This is a genomic window from Caballeronia insecticola (genome assembly GCF_000402035.1).
In the GTDB taxonomy this organism is placed as follows: domain Bacteria; phylum Pseudomonadota; class Gammaproteobacteria; order Burkholderiales; family Burkholderiaceae; genus Caballeronia; species Caballeronia insecticola.
Genome location: NC_021287.1, coordinates 1,130,057 through 1,151,106, shown reverse-complemented (window position 1 = coordinate 1,151,106; position 21,050 = coordinate 1,130,057). Strand labels below are relative to the sequence as shown.

General features: G+C 65.5%; 20 protein-coding genes. 7 read left to right on the top strand and 13 right to left on the bottom strand.

Translation table 11 applies throughout. The annotated features are described in order from the left end of the window. The first annotated feature begins 115 nt into the window (after positions 1 to 115). The 4 genes from BRPE64_RS05270 to BRPE64_RS05255 are packed head-to-tail and all read left to right on the top strand — an operon-like array spanning position 116 to position 4,912. On the top strand, positions 116 to 1,615 hold the full coding sequence (locus tag BRPE64_RS05270; RefSeq protein WP_016345005.1) for an efflux transporter outer membrane subunit: 1,500 nt from the start codon (positions 116 to 118) through the stop codon (positions 1,613 to 1,615). A 2-nt stretch (positions 1,616 to 1,617) separates the two neighbouring features. After that, entirely contained in the window at positions 1,618 to 3,819 is a 2,202-nt protein-coding gene (locus BRPE64_RS05265) for an FUSC family protein (protein WP_016345004.1), read from the top strand. Then, on the top strand, positions 3,806 to 4,009 hold the full coding sequence (locus BRPE64_RS05260; protein WP_016345003.1) for a DUF1656 domain-containing protein: 204 nt from the start codon (positions 3,806 to 3,808) through the stop codon (positions 4,007 to 4,009). Before BRPE64_RS05265 ends, BRPE64_RS05260 begins: the two co-directional genes overlap by 14 nt. A 39-nt stretch (positions 4,010 to 4,048) precedes the next feature. Continuing rightward, on the top strand, positions 4,049 to 4,912 hold the full coding sequence (locus BRPE64_RS05255; RefSeq protein ID WP_016345002.1) for an efflux RND transporter periplasmic adaptor subunit: 864 nt from the start codon (positions 4,049 to 4,051) through the stop codon (positions 4,910 to 4,912). A 68-nt stretch (positions 4,913 to 4,980) separates the two neighbouring features. On the opposite strand, the gene BRPE64_RS05250 is transcribed toward BRPE64_RS05255, so the two are convergent. From BRPE64_RS05250 to BRPE64_RS05190, 13 genes are all read right to left on the bottom strand, one after another. Next, positions 4,981 to 5,796, bottom strand: coding sequence for an ABC transporter substrate-binding protein (locus tag BRPE64_RS05250; protein WP_044041977.1), 816 nt, complete (start codon positions 5,794 to 5,796; stop codon positions 4,981 to 4,983). Between the two features lie 246 nt (positions 5,797 to 6,042). Continuing rightward, positions 6,043 to 7,080, bottom strand: a complete 1,038-nt coding sequence (gene astE / locus BRPE64_RS05245; RefSeq protein ID WP_016345000.1) for a succinylglutamate desuccinylase — start codon at positions 7,078 to 7,080, stop codon at positions 6,043 to 6,045. After that, positions 7,064 to 8,416: an N-succinylarginine dihydrolase gene (gene astB, locus BRPE64_RS05240; protein ID WP_016344999.1), complete on the bottom strand. Its 1,353-nt coding sequence runs from the start codon at positions 8,414 to 8,416 to the stop codon at positions 7,064 to 7,066. Before astB ends, astE begins: the two co-directional genes overlap by 17 nt. A 27-nt stretch (positions 8,417 to 8,443) precedes the next feature. Then, positions 8,444 to 9,916, bottom strand: coding sequence for a succinylglutamate-semialdehyde dehydrogenase (gene astD, locus BRPE64_RS05235; protein WP_016344998.1), 1,473 nt, complete (start codon positions 9,914 to 9,916; stop codon positions 8,444 to 8,446). Between the two features lie 12 nt (positions 9,917 to 9,928). Further along, positions 9,929 to 10,957 carry an arginine N-succinyltransferase gene (gene astA, locus BRPE64_RS05230; RefSeq protein WP_016344997.1) on the bottom strand — a complete coding sequence of 343 codons (1,029 nt, stop codon included), beginning with the start codon at positions 10,955 to 10,957 and terminating at the stop codon, positions 9,929 to 9,931. Further along, positions 10,954 to 12,000 carry an arginine/ornithine succinyltransferase subunit alpha gene (aruF, locus tag BRPE64_RS05225; RefSeq protein ID WP_016344996.1) on the bottom strand — a complete coding sequence of 349 codons (1,047 nt, stop codon included), beginning with the start codon at positions 11,998 to 12,000 and terminating at the stop codon, positions 10,954 to 10,956. The genes astA and aruF overlap by 4 nt, the downstream gene beginning before the upstream one ends. 33 nt (positions 12,001 to 12,033) lie before the next feature. Next, entirely contained in the window at positions 12,034 to 13,263 is a 1,230-nt protein-coding gene (locus tag BRPE64_RS05220; protein WP_016344995.1) for an aspartate aminotransferase family protein, read from the bottom strand. Between the two features lie 137 nt (positions 13,264 to 13,400). After that, on the bottom strand, positions 13,401 to 14,372 hold the full coding sequence (locus tag BRPE64_RS05215) for a GlxA family transcriptional regulator (protein ID WP_408608248.1): 972 nt from the start codon (positions 14,370 to 14,372) through the stop codon (positions 13,401 to 13,403). A gap of 67 nt (positions 14,373 to 14,439) precedes the next feature. Then, the gene (locus BRPE64_RS05210) at positions 14,440 to 15,231 is read right to left on the bottom strand and encodes an ABC transporter ATP-binding protein (RefSeq protein ID WP_044041975.1); all 792 of its coding nucleotides are present in this window, start codon (positions 15,229 to 15,231) and stop codon (positions 14,440 to 14,442) included. Positions 15,232 to 15,297: 66 nt separating this feature from the next. After that, positions 15,298 to 16,032 carry an ABC transporter permease gene (locus tag BRPE64_RS05205; protein ID WP_016344992.1) on the bottom strand — a complete coding sequence of 245 codons (735 nt, stop codon included), beginning with the start codon at positions 16,030 to 16,032 and terminating at the stop codon, positions 15,298 to 15,300. 33 nt (positions 16,033 to 16,065) lie between these two features. Next, positions 16,066 to 16,755, bottom strand: a complete 690-nt coding sequence (locus BRPE64_RS05200) for an ABC transporter permease (protein ID WP_044041974.1) — start codon at positions 16,753 to 16,755, stop codon at positions 16,066 to 16,068. Between the two features lie 286 nt (positions 16,756 to 17,041). Further along, positions 17,042 to 17,455, bottom strand: coding sequence for a hypothetical protein (locus tag BRPE64_RS05195; RefSeq protein ID WP_016344990.1), 414 nt, complete (start codon positions 17,453 to 17,455; stop codon positions 17,042 to 17,044). Between the two features lie 49 nt (positions 17,456 to 17,504). Next, positions 17,505 to 19,091, bottom strand: coding sequence for an EAL domain-containing protein (locus BRPE64_RS05190; RefSeq protein ID WP_016344989.1), 1,587 nt, complete (start codon positions 19,089 to 19,091; stop codon positions 17,505 to 17,507). A gap of 311 nt (positions 19,092 to 19,402) precedes the next feature. On the opposite strand from BRPE64_RS05190, the gene BRPE64_RS05185 reads away from it, so the two are divergent. The 3 genes from BRPE64_RS05185 to BRPE64_RS05175 all read left to right on the top strand — a co-directional run bounded on the left by BRPE64_RS05185 (position 19,403) and on the right by BRPE64_RS05175 (position 20,956). Then, positions 19,403 to 19,927, top strand: a complete 525-nt coding sequence (locus tag BRPE64_RS05185) for a GNAT family N-acetyltransferase (RefSeq protein ID WP_016344987.1) — start codon at positions 19,403 to 19,405, stop codon at positions 19,925 to 19,927. A gap of 103 nt (positions 19,928 to 20,030) precedes the next feature. Further along, the gene (locus tag BRPE64_RS05180) at positions 20,031 to 20,624 is read left to right on the top strand and encodes an IMPACT family protein (protein WP_044041267.1); all 594 of its coding nucleotides are present in this window, start codon (positions 20,031 to 20,033) and stop codon (positions 20,622 to 20,624) included. Then, complete coding sequence (locus BRPE64_RS05175; RefSeq protein ID WP_016344985.1) at positions 20,621 to 20,956, top strand: 2Fe-2S iron-sulfur cluster-binding protein; 336 nt, start codon at positions 20,621 to 20,623, stop codon at positions 20,954 to 20,956. The genes BRPE64_RS05180 and BRPE64_RS05175 overlap by 4 nt, the downstream gene beginning before the upstream one ends. The last annotated feature ends 94 nt before the right edge of the window (positions 20,957 to 21,050 follow it).

The window sequence follows — 21,050 nt, the reverse complement described above, 5'->3', positions numbered from 1 at the left end:
TCACACTCATCGTAAAAATGCTTTGCATCGTTACTGGTTATTCGACAATCCTCGCAAAAATATAATGGTCTCCTAGTGTCTAATTCGAATCCGGGAGTGAATCGTGCGAGGGCGAGTGTTCAGTAAGACTGCTTCAGCCGCAGCTCTTACAGCAATCTTAACAATTGCGGGGTGCGCGAGCACCGGCAAAATCGCGCCTCAGGATTCCCTCAAGGATGCGGCGACGCTCGATGTCGGCAGCGCGATCCGGGCCGCCAACGCCGACGCCCAATGGCCGGCACAGGAATGGTGGCGCGCTTATCGCGACCCGCAGCTCGATCAGTGGATCGCGCGCTCGACCAGCGGCAATCTCACGCTCGCGATGGCGGCGGCGCGCGTGCGCGAGGCCCACGAGCAGGCGGGCGTCGCGCGCTCGGAGCTGTATCCGCACCTGGACGCCGCGATGAGCGTGTCGCGCAAAAACTGGCCGAACAACGATTTCTACGGCCCCGGTCCGTTCGCCGACACGACGACCTGGGACAACACCGCCGGCCTCAACCTCTCCTACAACCTCGACCTCTGGGGCCGCGACGACAACAACGCGGAACGCGCCCTCGATGTCGCCCACGTGCGCGCCGCCGATGCCCGCGCCGCGCAGCTCGAACTCGAGACCAACGTCGTGCGCGCGTATATCGGCTTCTCGCAAGCGTTCGCGCTGCTCGATATCGCGCAGGACACGCTTGCGCAGCAGCAGCGCATCGCGGATCTGGCGCGGCGGCGCCTGAAAGGCGGTCTCGGTACGCAGCTCGAAGTGAGCCAGGCCGAAGCGCCGCTGCCCGAATACGAGCGTCAGGTCGATGTCTACCAGGAAGAAATCCAGCTTGCGCGTCACCAACTGGCCGCGCTCGCGGGCGAAGGTCCCGGCGCGGGCGAGGCGTTGACACGCCCGGCGCTTTCGCTCGCGACGCCGCTGCCGCTGCCTTCCGCGCTGCCGGCTGAACTGGTCGGGCATCGGCCGGACATCGTCGCGGCGCGCTGGATGGTGGCGGCCGAGGCGCGCGGCATCGATGTCGCGAAGGCCGGGTTCTATCCGAACATCAATCTCGCCGCGTCGCTCACGCAGGCATTCGCGGGCGGCGCGCTGCTGAGCTTTCTGACGAGCAAGGCGTCGGGCTACAGCTTCGGTCCGGCGATCTCGCTGCCGATCTTCGAAGGCGGACGCCTGCGCGCACAGCTCGGCGCGGCATCGGCGCAATACGATCAGGCGGTCGATCACTACAACGCGACGCTCGTCGGCGCGCTCAAGGATATCGCCGATCAGGTCGTGCGCGTGCAGTCGCTCGACACGCAGCTCGATGCATCCGGCCGGTCCGTCGCCGCCGCGCGCAAGAACTACGATCTCGCCAACGAGGGCTACAAGCGCGGGCTCACCGATTATCTGAACGTGCTCATCGCGCAAACGCAATTGCTGAAGGCGCAGGACGGTCAAGCGCGCGTGCGGGCGCAACGGCTCGCCGCCTACGCGACGCTCACGTCGGCGCTCGGCGGCGGCATCGACGATCCGTCGAACGGGCCGGAGCAAACCGCGCTCGCGCCGTCGAAGCACATCGGACCGTTGAACCGGACGCGGAACTGAGCATGTCTACGCCTGCTACGTTCATCGAACGTCCGTCGCTCAAGCTGGCTTTACTCGAATGGGCGCGCACGGACGGCCTCGCGTGGGTCTACATCTTCAAGGCCGTGCTCGCGGCGCTGTTGTCGCTCTGGATCGCGATGCGGCTCGACATGCAGCAGCCGCGCACCGCCATGACCACCGTGTTCGTCGTGATGCAACCGCAAAGCGGCATGGTGCTCGCGAAGAGCTTTTACCGTTTCTGCGGCACGATGGTTGGGCTTGTGGTGATGATGATCTTCATCAGCCTGTTCTCGCAGCAGCCGGTGCTGTTTCTTTCGGCGACGGCGCTATGGGTCGGCATCTGCACGGCGGGCGCGGCGCGCAACCGCAACTTCCGCTCGTACGGCTTCGTGCTCGCGGGCTACACGGCCGCGCTGATCGGCATTCCGGCGGCGCAGCATCCGGACGGCGCGTATCTGTCGGCGTTGACGCGTGTGGGCGAAGTGACGCTCGGCATCGTGTGCGCGGGCGCCGTGAGCGCGCTCGTGTTTCCGCAGCATGCGGGCGAGCAGGTTCGCAGCACGGTGCGTCGCCGCTTCACGGAGTTCGTCGATTACGTGTGCCGCGCGCTGTCGGGCAACATGGAGCGCGCGCAGATCGAGCGGACCAATCTCGCGTTCGTGTCGGACATCGTGGGCTTCGAGGCAGCACGCAGCGTCGCTGTGTTCGAAGACCCGGAATCGCGCAGACGCGGCGGACGGCTCGCGCGTCTGAACAGCGAATTCATGAGCGCCTCCACGCGATTTCATGCGCTGCATCAGTTGATGAATCGGCTGCGCGAAAATGCATCGTCCACGACGATCGCCGCGCTCGAACCGTTCTTCCGCGAAGTGCCGCCGCTGTTTTCGCTGGCGGGCGAGCCGGTACGCAACGCCGCCGATGCCGCGCGCGCCGCCGAGCAGCTTCGCGCATACAAAGCGGCGTTGCCGAAGCGCGTGCGCGCGGTGCGCGCCGCACTCGAAGCGAATCCGGACTTCGTGGTGCTCGAATTCGATACGGCGGCCGAACTGCTGTACCGCTTCGTCGACGACATGCTCGCCTATGCCGACACCTATGCATCGCTGAGCGCGCCGTCGCATGAACGCGAGCGCTGGGTCGCGCGCTACGTGCCGAAGACCAACCTGTTCGCGGCCGCCATTTCCGGCCTGCGCGGCGCGGTTGTGATGTTCATGCTGTCCGCGTTCTGGCTCGAAACCGCGTGGCCGAGCGGCGGCACGATGGTACTGAACGCGGCGGCCGTCTGTGCGCTTGCGTCGTCGTCGCCGCGACCGGCGCTCATGTCCGCGCAAATGGCCATCGGCACGATGCTCGCCGCCGTCACCGGGATGATCGTCGTGTTCGGCGTCTTTCCGCACATCGACGGCTTCGTGCTGATGTGCGCCGCGCTCGCGCCCGCGCTGCTGCTTGGTGCGTATCTGAGCACGCGGCGCGCGTTCGCGGGCATGGGTGTCGGCTATTGCATCTTCTTCTGTTTTCTCGCGGGGCCGGACAATCTCGTGCACTACGATCCGACCGGCTTCATGAACGATGCAATCGCGCTGGTGCTGTCGATGATCGTCGCGGCCATCGCCTTCGCCGTGCTGCTGCCGACCGATGCGCCGTGGCTGCGGCGTCTGCTGCTTGGCGACCTGCGCCGCGAAGTGGCGAGCGCGCGGCGCGGGCGTCTGGCGCGCGTCGCGACGCACTTCGAAAGCCGCACGCGCGACCTGCTCTCGCAGATCAACGCGCTCGCCGCCGGCCGCGCCGATTTGCAACGCGACGCGCTGCAATGGCTGTTCGCCGTGCTCGAATTCGGCAACGCAGTGATCGACTTGCGGCGCGAAATCGCCGGGCTCGCGAATGTGCCGCACTACGCCGCGTCGATGCCCTGGCGCCGCTCGGTCGACGCAACGCTCGATGCCGTCGCGCGCCTGTTCGACCGGCCGAAAGCCACGCGCTTTCAAGCCGCCCTCGCCGCCGTCGAACGTGCAATTGGCGCTACGCAGGATCTGCTCGCCGCATCCGATGCACCGCGCGACGAAAGACACCGCCTGCAGCGCATCGTGAGTCATCTGCATCTGATCCGCACCGCGCTGCTCGACCGCGAATCGCCGTTCGCGCGGTTTGCGCCATCCGCGCCCGAGCGCCAATCCACGTCCGAAGGAGCGCCCCATGCTGCCGCGTAACGTCGCGATCCTCGAAGCCTATGTGCCGACGATCCTCTTGCTCTTCATCGCCGGGGCGATGCTCACCTGGGTCGTCGATCGCGTGCTCGCGCTGACCGGCCTCTATCGCGTGGTCTGGCATCCGGCGCTGTTTCGCGCGAGCCTGCTCGTGTGCATCTGCGGGACGCTCGGGCTCATTGCGTATCGCTGAGCCGCCCTCCATTCATACAAGCCGAAAAAGAGTTGCAACATGGTTCTCAGAAAAATCATCGGTCTCATCTTGACGATCGCCATCTTCGCCGTCGCGCTCGTCATCGGGCGCGTGCTGTGGGTGCATTACATGGACGAGCCGTGGACGCGCGATGGCCGCGTGCGCGCGGATGTCGTCAACGTGGCGCCGGACGTGTCGGGCGCGGTCGTGCAGTTGCCGGTTCACGATAACCAGCTCGTGAAGAAAGGCGATCTGCTGATGGAGATCGATCCGTCGCATTATCAGATTGCGGTCGAACAGGCGCAGGCGAACGTCGCGGCGCGCGCGGCCGAATTGCGCATGCGCCGGGCGGATGCCGTGCGCCGTGCCGACATGGACAGCCTCGTCGTGTCGAAGGAAGCGCGCGAGAACGCGATGCAGACCGCATCGACCGCCGAAGCGCAGTTGCAGCAGGCGCAAGCGGCGCTCGACGCGGCGAAGCTCAATCTCGAACGCACGAAGGTGTATTCGCCGGTGGACGGCTATGTGACGAATCTGAACGTGTTCCGCGGCGATTACGCGACGGCGGGCGCCGCGAAACTCGCGATCGTCGACAGTCATTCGTTCTGGGTGTACGGCTATTTCGAGGAAACGAAGCTGCCGCACGTGCGCGTGGGGGATCATGCGTCGATCCGGCTGATGAGCGGCGGCGAGCTGAAGGGCCACGTGGAGAGCATTTCGCGCGGCATCTACGACCGCGACAATCCGCAGAGCCGTGAACTGCTCGCGGACGTGAACCCGACCTTCAACTGGGTGCGGCTCGCGCAACGCGTGCCGGTGCGGGTGCATATCGATGACGTGCCGGATGGCGTGCTGCTGTCCGCCGGGACGACGGCGACGGTGGTGATTGCGCCTTCGATGTAACGCTACTCAGCAATGAAAAAGCCCGCTTCGGATCGCTCCGCAGCGGGCTGATTCGGCAAGCCTCCGCCCTACTTCAACACCACTTTCACATCGAAGTATTTCGCGGCAAAACGCTCGATCGTGCCGTCATCCTTCAATTCCTTCAACGCCCGATTGAGCGATTCCTTCAGCGCCCGGTCGTTCTTGCGCACGCCGAAGCCGACGCCCGCGCCCAGCAGCTTGTCATCGCTGACGGCGGGACCCGCGAAGGCGAAGCCTGCGCCCTGCGGCTGCTTCAGGAAGCCTTTCGAGGCCGCCTCGGCGTCCTGAAACGCGGCGTCCAGACGGCCCGACGCGAGATCCGCATAGATCTGGTCCTGCGCCTGATACGACTGGACATCGACGCCCGCGGGCGCCCACTTCGCCTTCGCGTAAGTCTCCTGGATCGAGCCCTGCAGCACGCCCACACGCTTGCCTTTCAGGCCGTCGACCGTCGGCTGGATCGCGCTGCCCTTCTTCGCGATCAGCTGATTCGGAATGGTGTAGATCGGGTCGGTGAAGTCGATGACGGCGCGGCGCTTGTCGGTGATCGTCATGTCCGAATTAATGCCGTCGAACTTGCGCGCCTGCAACGCGGGAATCAGGCCGTCGAACGAGTTCTCGACCCACACGCACTTCATCTTCAGCTTCGCGCACACCGCGTTGCCGATATCGATGTCGAAGCCAGTCAGCGTGCCTTCCGGCGTCTTCGATTCGAACGGCGCGTACGACGCCTCGACGCCAAAGCGCAGTTCCTTCATGTTGTCGGCGGCCTGCGCGTTCAGCGCGACGCTGCCCAAGGCGAGCGTTGCGCCCAGCACCGCGAACGCGGCGAACTTGCGGCTGATCTTATGCGTTTTCTTCAACTTCCATCTCCTTGCTTTGCAGTTCGATATCTTTGTTTCGATGCGACACCGCAGCATCGCGTCACAAAATGACACGCTCAAACATGCGGCTGCGCATTGATGCGTCGCATCGAACACCGGGCCGCGATTGTAGCGCGCGAGCAAACCGCGACGCGCCTGAAGGACGGGGAAGCGTTCTGGCAAACCGATGTCGCGCTCACGCAAGTCCGCCACACAGTCCGCGACTCGCATGAGCGGAAAGGGAAATCACGCCAACGAAGCGAGCGTCGATTCGGTGGTGTCGATGACCATCAGACCCGCGCGCAAGCCCGGCTTCACCTTCGGATTCGGAAACACGATGCGCTCTTCATCGTGCGACACGCGATAGCGATAATCGCCATCGCGCGCGAGTTCGGTGCCGGCCGGAAACGCGGTGAAGTTCGGCACATCGTTCGCGACATTCAGCACGAATTGCTCGCTCTGCTTGTCGATCTGCGCGATCACCGTGAACACGCGCAACGGCGCGCGTGCCTCGGTGTCGCTCGCAGCCTCGCCCGCCACGAGCCGACGCAACGCCGCATCCGACGCCGCAAAGCGCGCGAGATCGTTTTCACCGAACGGCCGCACCTTGCCCAGTTCGAGCGTGCACGCGAGCGCGCCCGCCTGTTGCGCCGTGAAATGCGTGAACGTGTTGCCCTTCTCGCGATGCAGCAGCACGGCCTGCAAGCGCGCATCGCGCAGCCAGTCGAACATCGCGCGGGCGAGCGGCGCGCCCGTGTGCGGCAACAGCGCGAACTGCTCGAACACCGACGCGCGAATCGCCGTGTGCATGTCGATGTGCCACTTCGTATGCGCGGCGTCATCGAAAAATTGCAGCGCGGCGCGTTCCAGTTCGGCGGCGCGCGGCGCTTCGCGGCTCTCGCGCAGCGTCGCGTGACGGCCGCTGAAAAGCCGGTTGAGATCGTCGTCGATATAGCGCTCGCCCGCGCGCATCGCGCCGATATTGCCGAGGATCACGAGCACGCGCGCAGCCAGCGGCGCGCGGCCACTTCCGATATCCGCGACGAGCCGCGACAGCATTTCGATCGGCGCGGTTTCATCGCCATGAATGCCCGCCGATGCCAGCACGCTCGCCGTTGACGTCTTCGAGAAAACTCGCGCGGGTTCGAGCAGCAGCACGCCTTCGCCCTGCCACGTCCAGCGCACGCCCGAAGGCGCGCTTCCGGAAAGCGCCGCAGGCCGCTCGCCTGCAAGCGTGAACGCGAGAAAGTCGTCGAGCAGACGCGAATCAGCGCTGGAAGTCATAGACGGCACCGAGTCCGAGGAGGGTCGTCAGTTCGTCGAGCGCCGCGCGCGATTCGGCGAGCAGCTTCGGGTCCGCCAGATCGGCCGGCGCGAGACGATCGCGATAATGCGTGTCGATCCACGTATCGAGTTGCGCAAACAGCGCGTCGTTCATCCAGACGCGCGGGTTGACCGCGGCGCGCTCGGCATCGTTCAGCACGACACGCAGACGCAGACACGCGGGGCCGCCGCCGTTCTTCATGCTTTCGCGCAGATCGAAGACGAGCACTTCGTCGATCGGCGTCGCGCGCGATGCGAGCGAATCGAGATACGCCGCCACGCGCGCATTCTCGCGGCACTCCTGCGGCACGACCAGCAGTTGCCTGCCATCCGCCGCCGACAGCAACTGGCTGTTGAACAGATACGACGACACCGCATCCTCGACGCTCACTTCGCTTTCCGGCACTTCGAGCGCCGTAAACGGCGTGCCGTGCGCGTCCAGCTTCGCGCGGAGTTCGTCGTACACCTTGTGCTGATCGACGAACGCGCGCTCGTGACAAAAGAGCGTCGTGCGATTGCCCACGGCGATCACGTCGTTGTGGAACACGCCGGCATCGATCACGTCGGGCGACTGTTGCGCGAACACGGTTGCGTCATCGGCCAGGCCGTGCAGACGCGCGACCGCACGGCTCGCTTCGAGCGTCTGACGCGCGGGATAGCGCTGCGGCTGCGGACCCTGGCGATATTCGCTGCGTCCGTAGACGAAGAACTCGACGCCCTTCGCGCCGTATTCGCGCGCGAAACGCGTGTGGTTGGCCGCGCCTTCGTCGCCGAGCGCGGGCGTGCCGGGCAGCGCGTGATGAATGCGAAAGCGCGCTTCGTCGGCGAAGATCGCGGCGAGCGTGCGGCGCGTTTCGCCGTGCTCGATCGCGCGATGCAGCTTCGCCGCGAGGTTCGCGGGCGTGAAATGCACGCGGCCGTCTTCCGTATCCGCCGACGGACTCACGGTCGCGGCGTTCGCCGTCCACATCGACGATGCCGAACTCGCCGCCGCCAGCAATTCCGGCGCTTCGCGCGCGGCGCGTGCGATCACGGTGGCGTCGTCGCCGGAAAAGCCGACATCGCGCAACAGCCGGACCGACGGCCGTTCCAGCGGCGGCAACACGCCCTGATAAAAGCCGAGATCCGCGAGCCGCTTCATCTTGCGCAAGCCCTGCTTCGCGGCGGCCTTCGGATTCGCCACCGATTTCTCGTTGTTGCGCGACGCGACGTTGCCGAACGAAAGTCCCGCGTAGTTGTGCGTCGGGCCGACCAGTCCGTCGAAGTTCGCTTCGAATGCTTTCGATGCCTGCATCATGAATCCTTCGTGTTCCCGCAACGTGTCCTAGAACTGAAGCCCCGGCGATACGCTCGCCGGCATCTGCAACTGCGCGCTTTCCACCGACGCCATCGGATACGAGCAATAGTCCGCCGCGTAATACGCGCTCGGCCGCTGATTGCCCGAACGCCCCACGCCGCCGAACGGCGCCGCCGACGACGCGCCGTTGGTCGGCCGGTTCCAGTTGACGATGCCCGCGCGAATCGTGCGCTGGAAGTGCTTCCAGGCGGCTTCGTCGTCGGCGAGCAGTCCCGCGGAAAGACCGTAGGCGGTGTCGTTGGCGCGCTCGATGGCTTCGTCGAAAGTCTTGTAGCGCGTGACTTGCACCATCGGGCCGAAGTGCTCTTCGTCGGGCACGTCGCGGGCGCGGGTCACATCGAGAATCGCGGGCGAGACGAAACCGAGATTCGCCGCGCGCTGTTGCATGGCGAGCAAGGGCTCGGCGCCCGCTTCGATCAGCCGCGCCTGCGCTTCCACAAGACGCGCCGCCGCGCGCGCCGAAATCACCGCGCCCATGTACGGCTGCGGTTCTTCATCGAACTTGCCCACGCGGATGTTCGCGCTCACTTCGATCAAGCGGCGCATGAAGCGCTCGCCCGCGGCATCGTCGGAAACGAAGAGACGGCGCGCGCACGTGCAACGCTGCCCCGCCGACAAAAACGCCGACTGAATCGTGTGATGCACGGCTGCATCGACGTCTTCCACGTTTGCAAGGACCAGCGGATTATTCCCGCCCATCTCCAGCGCGAGCACGATTTCCGGACGCCCGCCGAATTGCTTGTGCAGCAGCGTGCCGGTGTCGGAACTGCCGGTGAAGAACAGGCCGTCGATCTGCCGGTGATTGGCGAGCGCCACGCCCGTGTCCTTCTCGCCCTGCACGAGATTGAGCACGCCCGCGGGCAGCCCGGCCTCGATCCACAGCGCAACCGTCGCCGCCGCGACGCCGGGCGCGAGTTCGGACGGCTTGAACACGACCGCATTGCCCGCGATCAGCGCGGGCACGATATGGCCGTTCGGCAGATGCCCCGGAAAGTTATACGGCCCGAACACGGCGACGACGCCATGCGGCCGATGCCGCAGCACCGCGACGCCATCGGCCATCGGCGCGCGCTTCTCGCCGGTGCGCTCGTGATAGGCCTGCACGGAGATGTCGACTTTCGCGGCCATCGACGCCACTTCGGTGCGCGCTTCCCAAAGCGGCTTGCCGGTCTCGCGGCCGATCGCGCCCGCGAGCTTTTCCTTGTTCTCGACGAGCAATGCCGCGAAGCGCTTGGCGATTGCGACGCGTTCGTCGAACGCAAGCGCCGACCACGATACGAACGCGCGCCGCGCCGCTGTCACCGCGCGATCCACATCGCCCGCCGATGCGCTACGGCCTTGCCAGACGATTTCATCGGTGCCGGGATTGCGCGAGGCGAACGCGGCGCCGCCGCCTTCCTGCCAGTCACCGCCGATATATAACGAGGTCTTGATATCCATGTCGTGTCTCAGTTATTTCGCGCGCGGATACGAGGTCAGCACGCGCACTTCGTCGCCATCACCCACGCGCAGTGCGGCGGCTTCGCCGGCGGTGAGCAGGAACGTGCCGTCTTCGATTGCGCCGGTGGTCGCGCCGCAGCGGAAGTCGTCGAGCAGCGTGTTCGAGACGAGGCTCTTCGCGTCGCTTGCCGGCCGATGCTCCGCGAGCTTCACGCGCGCGAGCGCGCTCTCACGCACCGTGCGCAAGTCGGCGATATGGCATTCGAGCACCGGACCGGCATCGAAAATATCGACGTGATTCTCATAGCGCAGCCCTTCCGCTTCGAGCATCTTGCGCGCGGGCGCCGTGTCCCGGTGCGTGACGCCGACCGCCTGTTGCGCGGTGTCGGGCAGCAAGTCGAGATACACCGGATAGCGCGGCATCAACTCGGCGACGAAGGACTTCTTGCCGTGCGAGCTGAGGTAGTCCGCTTCGTTGAAATCGATCTGATAAAAATGCGAGCCGACCGCGTTCCAGAATGGCGATTCGCCGTGTTCGTCGAAATGGCCGCGCAGTTCGGCGCACAGCCGCTGCGGAAAGCGCTCCGGAAACTGCGCGATGAACATGAAGCGCGAGCGCGACAACAAACCGCCCACGCCCGCCGTGCGATAACGCGGACTCAGGAACAGCGAGCACACTTCCGCGTAGCCCGTCAGATCGTGCGAGATGTTGAGCAGCGACATACGCGTCCACACGCCCATGTCCTGGCTCGCATGCACGACCGTCGATACACGATAGTTATAGAACGGCTGCTCCAGCCCGACCTCGGTTTCGATGCCGCACACGCCCGCGACGTCGCCGGTCGCGGTGTCTTCCATCACGAAGAAATAGCCCGCCTCGAAGGGCCTGGCGTCGCCGCCCAGCGTGCGGCGTGCGCGTTCGACGCGAGCGGCGAGCGCCCCGCGATCGGGCTTGAACGTGGTGAGGCCCGGACCCGTTTCCTGAGCGAGCGCGACGAGCGCGTCGACGTCGCCCGGCTGCGTGCAACGCACGACGATCATTGCAATTCTCCCGAAGCCTGATGCAACGGCACGCAGCGCACCGTGTCCTTCTCCTGCACGCCGAGCGCGGCGCGCGCGGCGGCGTCGAGTGCGGCGCCATCCGCGCGTGGGCCCGCGAGCGCGGCCACGACGCAGCGAAACGCGTGCGCGCCGCCCGCCGCGACGAGATACGGCGCACCGCTTGCGGACGCGGCATCGCGCACGGCGCGCAACTCGCCCGAACTCGCCGCCGCGCTCTTGTTGACGGCGATCGTGAGCACCGGACCGGCATCGAAGATATCGACGAAACGGTCGGGCTCGAAGCCTTCCTCGAGATGAATGTCGTACGCGAGCAGCGTGCTCTCGTTCGGCTCGCCGAGCACGCGTTGCGCTTCGCCCGGCAAGAGCGGCACGTAAAGCGGATAGCTCGGCATGACTTCGGCGATGAAAGTGCGGCTGCGTCCGCCCGATTCGAGCTCGACCTGCTCGAAGTCGCGGCCGAAGAACTTGCGCCCGACGGCTTCCCAGAACGGCGACGCGCCGTGCTCGTCCGTGACGCCGAGCATCAGCGAGAACACGTCGCTCGAAAAGCGTTTGCGATTCGCGGCGATATACAACATGCGCGCACGCGAGAGCAGATGCGCCGCCGTTTCGCCCTCTGCCGTGCGCAACGACGGCTCGATATAAAAGCCCGTCAGGCGGCTTTTGCCGGTCAGCTCGTGCGACATCGTGAGCGCGTGAATCTTGCGATTCACTTTAAGCTCGCGCGACGCGTGGATCAGCGCATCGTTGCGAAACGCGTAGAACGGCTCGGAATACCCCGCCGACGCGACAATGCTCGACGTGCCGAGCAACCTGCCCGTCTGCGCATCTTCCAGCACGAAGAGATAGAACTCCTCGCCCGGAAATTCGACTTCGGCGCGAAACGAATCTTCGGAGAGCGCGACGCGCGTCTCCAGCGCGTGCCGGTCGCGCGGCAGCGAATGCAACACCGGCTGCGCCGCGCGCGCCATGCGTTCGAGCGCGTCGAGATCGGACAGCCTTGCGGGACGAACGAAGAACATCGTCGGGTCCTGTGATGGATTAATCGGCGCGCTTCAGCGGGTAACGGCAGCCGCGCCGACGACCTGCTCGATCGCCTTCTCGATGCGCGCGAAGCCTTCATCGAGATCGGCCATCGGCATCACGAGCGACGGCGCGAAACGCAGCACGTTCGGTCCGGCGATCAGCATGATCACGCCGTTGGCCGCTGCCGCGTTCAGCACGTCCTTCGCGCGATCCTTGTAGGCGTCGTTCAGTTCAGCGCCGATCAGCAAGCCGCGGCCGCGAATCTCGCTGAAGAGACCGAAGCGCTCGTTGATGCGCGCGAGATGCGCCTTGATCGCCTCGCTGCGCTCGTTCACGCCTTCGAGCAGCTTAGGATCGCTGATCAGTTCGACGACCTTCTCCGCAATCGATGCGCCCAGCGGATTGCCGCCGTAAGTCGTGCCGTGCACGCCGACCTTGAAGTGCGCGGCGATCTCGTCGGTGGTGAGCATCGCGCCGATCGGGAAGCCGTTACCGAGCGCCTTTGCGCTCGTGAGGATGTCAGGCGTCACGCCGTACTGCATGTACGCGTAGAACGTGCCCGTGCGGCCGACGCCGGTCTGCACTTCGTCGAAGATGAGCAGCGCGTCGTGCTGGTCGCACGCTTCGCGCAGGCCTTTGAGGAACGCGGGATCGGCGGGCAGCACGCCGCCCTCGCCCTGCACCGGCTCGACGATCACCGCGCAGGTCTTCGGGCCGATCGCCTCCAGCGCCTTCGGCAGATCGTTATATGGCAAATGGCGAATGCCCTGCGGCTGCGGACCGAAGCCTTCCGCATACTTCGGCTGGCCGCCGACGCTCACGGTAAAGAACGTGCGCCCGTGAAACGACTGGGTGAACGAGATGATTTCGATCTTGTCCGGACCGTGATTGTCGATCGCATAGCGGCGCGCGAGCTTGAGCGCCGCTTCGTTCGCTTCCGCGCCCGAGTTCGCGAAGAACGCGCGATCGGCGAACGTGAGATCGGTCAGTCGTTTCGCGAGGCGCAACACTGGCGCATTGGTGTAGCCGTTGCCGATATGCCAGAGCTTCTCGCCCTGTTCGTGCAGCACCTTCAGCAGTTCGGGATGACCGTGGCCCAGCGCCGTCACCGCGATGCCGCCGGCGAAATCGACATAATCGCGGCCTTCGGTGTCCCAGACGCGCGAGCCGCGGCCCCGCTCGGGCACGAAACTGGCCGGCGCGAACACCGGAACCATTACTTCGTCAAACGTCCCGCGATTCACATTGATGTCGGTCATGAGCCACTCCTCGTCAGGTTCGCACAGGTTCGTGCAATTTGTTCGATATTAGGCAATCGCGCGCGTTCCGTCTTGCGCGTTCGCGACATGCTTCGATGGGCTTTTTCGCAGCCTTCGTGCAGCCTTCGTGCAGCCGTTCACGCGGCATCGGGCGGTTCGATCAGCGCGCCGCCGCGCGGTTCGTCGATGGCGCCGCCGCGTTGCTTCTCGATCCAGTTGCGGCGTTCCTCGCGCGGCGTCACGCCGAAGCGGTCGCGATACGCGTTCGAAAAATGCGCCGCCGACGAAAATCCGCACGCGAGGCTGATCTGCACCACAGATTTGCTCGTGCGCTGCAATTGCGTGCGCGCCTTGGTGAGCCGTAGATTGAGGTAGTACTTCGACGGCATCGCACCGAGATATTGCCGGAACAGACGCTCCAGTTGCCGGCGCGAAATGCCGACGAGATTCGCGATCTCATCGGTGGCGAGCGGGTCTTCGATATTCGCTTCCATCAGTTGCAGCGCGTCGTTCAGGCGCGGATGACGCTCGCCCGGCGCGGTGACGAACGGAATGCGCTGCCGCTCCGTGCCCGCGCGCATCACGCCGATGCCGAGCGAATCCGCGATGCGTTCCGCGAGATCCGGGCCGTGATCGCGCGCGATCATCGCGAGCATGAAGTCGACGCTCGCCTGGCCGCCGGTGCAGGTCGCGCGATCGCGGTCGATCTCGAAAATGTGCTGGCTGACAATCGCACGCTCGAACTGCTCAGTGAACTGCTGATACGTCTCCCAGTTCACCGCGACGCGATAATTCGCAAGCTGCCCGGCCATCGCGAGCCACCACACGCCGTGATGAATGCCGCAGACGAGCGGCGTGCGCGGCGCCACGCGCGCGAGGCTCGCGAGAAACAGACGATAGTCCGCGAATTGCTGATAGCGCTCGGAGACGACGATAAGCCAGTCGCATTGCACGGCGTCGTTGAAGGCGCCGTCGGCGGGCAATTGCGCACCGCCGGACAGCGGCACGGGGCGGCCGTCCCACGAACACACGCGCCACTCGTAGAGCCGGTGTCCGTCGATTTCGTTGGCCAGCAACAGACTGTCGATGACAGGCGCGATGCCGCTCATCGAAACCGGCGGCAACGCCACGATGACGACCTGCGTCGGCCCACTCGGCGCGCTCGGCACTCCCACCTTACTTGAGGCTGCCGGAGAGGAACTGCTGCAGGCGTTCGCTCTTCGGCGCGGTGAGCACGTCTGCGGGCGCGCCCTCTTCTTCCGTGCGTCCCTGATGCAGGAACATCACGTGATTCGACACGTTGCGCGCAAAGCCCATTTCGTGCGTGACGACGATCATCGTGCGGCCTTCCTCGGCGAGCTTTTGCATCACCTTCAGCACTTCGCCGACGAGTTCCGGATCGAGCGCGGACGTGGGTTCGTCGAAGAGCATGACGTCGGGATGCATCGCGAGCGCGCGCGCAATGGCGACACGCTGCTGCATGCCGCCCGACAAATGCGACGGATACTGCTTCTCGACGCGCGGCGGCAGCCCCACTTTCTCCAGATACGTGCGCGCGCGATCCTCCGCTTCCTTCTTCGAGAGGCCGAGCACGTGGATGGGCGCTTCCATCACGTTTTCGATGGCCGTCATGTGCGACCACAGGTTGAAATGCTGGAACACCATGGCGAGCTTGGTGCGCACGCGCTGCAACTGCTTGTGATCGGCGACATCGAGATTGCCGGCGCGATCGGGCTTGGTGCGCACCGTTTCGCCATCGACGATGATCTGCCCTGCGTTGGGCTTCTCCAGAAAGTTGATGCAGCGCAGAAAGGTGCTCTTGCCCGAGCCGCTCGCGCCGATGATGCTGATCACGTCGCCGGCATTCGCGGCGAGCGAGACGCCCTTCAACACTTCGTTGTCGCCGTAGCGTTTATGAATGTCCTTGGCGACAAGCTTGGTCGCGACGTCCTTGGCGGTGGGCTCCAACGCATTCTCCTCGGGTGATGACAGGGTGTGCTTCAGCGTCTGCTGCATGGGTTCGAATTCTACCGCTCACGCGCGCCGTGCCGGGCGCACCGCGCCCGCAGGCCGCAGATACGCGAGCCAGTGCTGCTCCGCGCGCCGGAACGCGGCGACGAGCGCAAACGAGATCGCCACATACAGAAGCGCGGCAATGCCGAACGATTCGAACGACTGATAGGTCGCCGAGTTGGCGTCGCGCGCGACCTTCAGGATGTCCGGCACGGTCGCGGTGAAGGCGACGGTCGTCGCGTGCAGCATCAGGATCACTTCGTTGCTGTACAAAGGCAAGGCACGGCGCAGCGCGGACGGCAGGATCACGCGGCGATACATCGTGAAGCCGCTCATGCCGTAGGCGCGCGCGGCTTCCACTTCGCCGTGCGGAATGGCGCGGATCGCGCCGGCGAAGATTTCCGTCGTGTAGGCGCACGTGTTCAGCGCGAACGCGAGGATCGCGCAGTTGAAGCCGCTGCGAAAGAACGCTTCCAGCAGCGACTGCGTGCGCACGAATTCCAGGCTGTACATGCCCGTGTAGAGCAGCAGCAATTGCACGTAGAGCGGCGTGCCGCGAAACACGTAGGTGTAGATGCGCACCGGCGTCGAGAGCCAGCGATTTCTCGACACCCGCGCGCACGCGAGCGGCACCGCCGCGCAGAAGCCGAGCGCGATGGATGCGGCAAGCAGCCACAACGTGACGACGAGGCCCGACGCGCGCATACCGTCGGAGTAAAGAAACGGGCGCCAGTATTCGGCGAAGATCTGGATCATGGCTGTGGCTCGCTAGCGGAAGTCAGAGTTCGGTCAGAGTTCGGCATGCCGCACGCCGATCGAATAGCGGCGCTCGAGCATCATCAGCACAAGATTCGACACGCTCGTAATCGCGAGATAAATGAGCGCCGCGACCAGGATGAAGAAGAACATGTTGAACGTGCTCTTGCCCGCGTCCTGCGCGGCCTTCACGACATCGGCGAGACCGATGATCGACACGAGCGCCGTCGCTTTCACGAGCACCTGCCAGTTGTTGCCGATGCCGGGCAGCGCAAAACGCATCATCTGCGGAAAGAGAATGCGGCCGAAAACACGCATGCCGCTCATGCCGTATGCCGTGCCCGCTTCCAGTTGCCCGCGCGGCACGGCGAGAAACGCGCCGCGAAACGTCTCGGTGAAATACGCGCCATAGATGAAGCCGAGCGTGAGCACGCCGGCGGTGAACGGATCGATGTCGAATTGATCCCAGCCGAATGCGTCGGTCAGATTGTTCACCGCGATCTGGATGCTGTAGAACAGGAGCAGCATCAGGACGAGATCGGGCACCGAGCGGATGAGCGTCGTGTAGAGCGTCGCCACGCCGCGCAGCGAGCCGTGACGCGAGAGTTTCGCGGATGCGCCCAAAAGACCGAGCAGCACCGATACCGCGAGTGACAGCACCGCGAGCGCGAGCGTCTCGCGGGCGCCCGCCCAAAGGAGCGGACCGAAGCCGTGCAGGAACAAGAGCGCCTCCATGTCGTCTTTCATCGTCGGACGGAACCGGGGCGCTCGGAAGAACGATCGCTCCGGTGAATGGCGGCGATCGTCGCAAGCGAAAATCAATCGCTCAAATGCTAAGGCTTCGTTTTGTTGCGACGCAGCACACAGCGGACTTGATTGGCATCGGCCGCACAAGCCCGCCGCGCAACGCTGCCCGCGCGCGACAGACAGGAAAACCCGCAGGCGCGCGGCGGGCGAAACTTGCGCTTTTCAGGTCGCATTTTCGATAGACGGCGGCAACGAAGGCCACTCAGCCCCGCGCGATCCCGCGCACGAGTTGCGCGACCTGCCCGTTCGCCACCGCGATTTCCGGGCTGTCCTGCAAAAGCGGCAGAAACCGTTCCGCGAAAGCCGGATCGCGCGTACCCGCGCTGAACAGGTCGACGACCGCCTTCGCGTGCGCGATGCGCATTTCGGGCGTGGCTTCGTCGTCGTCGAGGACGTCGTCGATGGCGGCGATCAGCGTCGAAAATGGCGACAGCCAGCGATACGCCGAGCCATTGATCACGATCTGCAGGAATTCGCCCGGCGACACCGGCCCGAATTCGGCTTCGTGACGCGCGCGCAAATGAGCGAGCACGCTGCGATGAAGCGCGAGCAGCGGATGGCGCACATCGCGCAGAAAGGAAGTGGCGGTCTGATCGGAGACGGCAAAAGCGGTCATGGTCGAGCCTCGTCGGGAAACACACTAAGTGAGGCCGATTCGGCCGCGATCAAGCGCCGCGCGTCTTGCCCGCGTAGCGGATGAATTCGGCAGCCGACAGCGGCGCCGAGAACAGCCAGCCTTGCCCGAACTGCGCGCCGCGCGCATGCAGATAAGCCGCCTGCTCCTCGCGCTCGATGCCCTCGGCAACCACCTGCACATCGAGCGTCGCGGCCATATCGATGATATGCGAGGCCACGCTGCTCGACGCCGCATCCTGTCCGACCGTGTCGACGAACGACTTGTCGATCTTCAGCCCGTCGATGCGAAAGTTCTGCAAATGCGACAGGCTCGAATAACCGGTGCCGAAATCGTCGAGATAGACGGCGTGGCCCGCGTGCCGGAACGCGCTGATGACTTCCTTGGCGGCTTCGGCGTCGAGAAAGCTGCGCTCGGTGGCCTCGATGCGAATCTGCTGCGGTCGCACGCCCTGTCGCGCGATGGCCGGACCGAGCACGTCGAGGAAGCGATGCGTCGTGAGATCGGGCGCGGAGAGATTCACTGACACGTAGTACTCGCCGTAGTGCCTGAGAAAATCGCCCAGTTCGAGGAGCACGGTATCGAGCACCTGATCCGTGATCGCCTGGATCAGGCCGCGATGCTCCGCGAGCGGAATGAAGTGATCGGGCCGCACGATGCGGTCGTGATACTTCCAGCGCACGAGCGCTTCGGCGCCGACGCAGCGACGCGTGGCGAGATCGACGATCGGCTGATACGCGACGATGAACTGATGGCGCCGCACGGCATCGCTCAGTTGTCCGCGCGGCGACAGCCTGCGCACGATGAAGAACGCCGCCCAGCCCGCGAACAGCAACCCCGCCGCGACGCCGCCGAGCAGCCACGCCCACGGCAACGTGCGCAGGCGCTGCCGCACGCTCTGATGCGGCGCGCTCACGACCACCGCGAGCGGCATCGACACGGAACGCCGCACGACGTATGGCGAGCAGTCGCGCACCGGCGGCGCGGTGCGATAGACGGCGAGCACGGCGGCGGCATCGGTGGCGGGCGTGGTCGCGATCACGCGGCTGACTTCGGTGTTGATGACGGCGACGCCGCTTGCGGGACCGGCGCGGAAATCGGCACCGTCGATGTAAAGCGCCGGGTCGGCCGCGACGTAGAAGCCGTTGCGTCCCATGACGAGCGACAACTCGCCGCCCGGCAGACGGGTGAGGCCGTACCAGGCCATGAGGCCGTCGCGCGAGCGCCAGTCGGGCGCGGGGAGCGTGAGCCCGTCGAGCGTGCCCGCCGAGACCGCGCCCAACAGCGACGAACATTGCCAGCGGCCGTCGCGATCATATGCGCCCGCGTCGCGCACTTGCCTGTGCGTGAGCGCGATGCGCCGCAATTCCCGCAGATACGGCTGCGAGCACGGCGCCGCCGCGACTTTACCGATTTCGCCGAGTGCGCCCGAGAGCCGCCGTGTCACATCCTCGGCGCGGATGAGCGCGGCATCGGCGACTGTGTTGAGGCGCGTCGTTTCCGCCTGGCGCTGGCTGCGCTGTGCGAACAAAAAGCCGATCCCCGCCGGCGCGAGCGCCGCAATCACCACGATGACGATCAGAAGCGCCGCCAGCGCCCCGCGTTGGATTTTGTTCATTGCGTGTTATGGGTCCGCCGCGCGAGGCGGTGTGCTCGCGTGCGTTTTCGTTGCCTGCCGGACGTGAACGGTGCAGTCGATGCAATCGGTGCAATTAATGCACTGGGTACATTTGCGCCGTCCGCGTGCAGTCTCGGACAAACGACCTAGTGTAGGGGGCGCGCCCGCCCCGGTTCAACGATTTCTTTACCTGAAAACGCGTCGCTTTGGTGGGCTTCCGCACGGCCCGCTGGCCCTTTTTTTGCCGTCGCTGCCGCGTGCGAAAATCGCCGCTTCGGAATTTCGATTTTCTTCCTGCCGGAACACAGAAGATGGCCTCGGATCACAATGCCACCCCGCTCGTGCGCGACGCCGCGTCCGGCGATTTCGACGCCATCGCGCGCATCTATGCGCACTACGTCGAGAACGCGCTCGCCACGTTCGAGGAAACCCCGCCTTCCGCCGACGACCTGCGCGCCCGGCACGCAACGATCGCCGCGGCGGGCTTGCCCTATCTCGTCGCCGAACTCGACGGCGCGGTGGCGGGCTACGCGTATGCGTCGGCCTATCGGCCGCGTTCGGCCTACCGTCATACGATCGAGGATTCGGTGTACGTCGCCGCCGGCATGGGCGGACGCGGCATCGGCAGCGCATTGCTGACGGCGCTCATCGAACGATGCGAGCGCGGGCCGTGGCGGCAGATGATCGCCGTGATCGGCAACAGCGGCAACGCGGGATCGATCGCGCTGCATGCGCGGTTCGGTTTCGAACACGTCGGCGTGCTGCGCGATGTCGGCTTCAAGCACGGCCGATGGGTCGATACCGTGCTGATGCAACGGGCGCTCGGCGCCTCGTGACGACCGTTTCGGGATGCGCGCGGCGCCCGGCTTCGCGGCGTGGCTCGCGGCGCGGTTAAAAGAGCGGCTAAGATTCGACATTTGCCTCCCGCGCTTCCCTGCCTTGCCGACCTACACCCTCGCCTCTCCCGTCAGCGCCGAAACCGACGTGCGCAAGAGCCGCTTCATCGCGCTGGCGATTCCCGTCGCGGACCGCGACGCGGCCATGCACGAGCTCGAACGCCTGCGCGCCGAGCATCCGGGCGCGACGCACGTCTGCTGGGCACTGCTCGCGGGCGGCCAGTCCGGCATGTCCGACGACGGCGAGCCTTCCGGCACGGCCGGCCGGCCGATCCTCGAAGTGCTGCGGCATCACGAAGTCGACGGCGTGCTGGCGGCGGTCGTGCGCTACTACGGCGGCATCAAGCTGGGCGCGGGCGGGCTCGTGCGCGCCTACACGGACGCGATCGCCAGCGCGATGCAACTCGCCGAGCGTGTGGAGCGCGTCGAGCGCGGTCTGCTTGAAATTGCAATCGACTACGCCGACGAGGCACGCGTGCGCCGCTGGATCGAGCAACACGGCGCCGAACTCGTGCACAGCGAATATGAGATGGCGGTGCGCCTCGTCGTGCGGATGCCCGTCGCCGCGCGGGAGCCAGCGGCCGCCGAGTTGCGCGATCTGACCAACGGCCGCGCGGAAATCGGAATGCCGACGTGAACGACGCGCCGCGCACCTTCGCGATGGTGATCGAGCCGGGCGGGCACTTCGTCGCGGTGCGAGACGGCGTGAGCTTGCTCGACGCCGCGTTGCAGGCGGGACTTTCGCTGCCCAGATCGTGCCGTAACGGCACCTGTCGCGCGTGCATGTGCCGTCTCGTCGATGGCGAGATCGCGTACCGTATGGAGTGGCCGGGCCTGACTCGCGAGGAGAAAGCGGAAGGCTTCGTTCTGCCGTGCGTGGCGCTGGCGCTCTCCGACGTGACGATCGATCAGCCGGACGCACGCGCGGCCGAGCCGGCGCTTCGTCCCGCGCGCTCGCGCGGCTTTTGACCCGGGTATTCCGGGATTGTCGTCTTGAATCAACCACCTACGATGTGAGTCCCGGGTGCGCGCGGATACGCTTTCCTTCAAAGAGCGTGCAGAG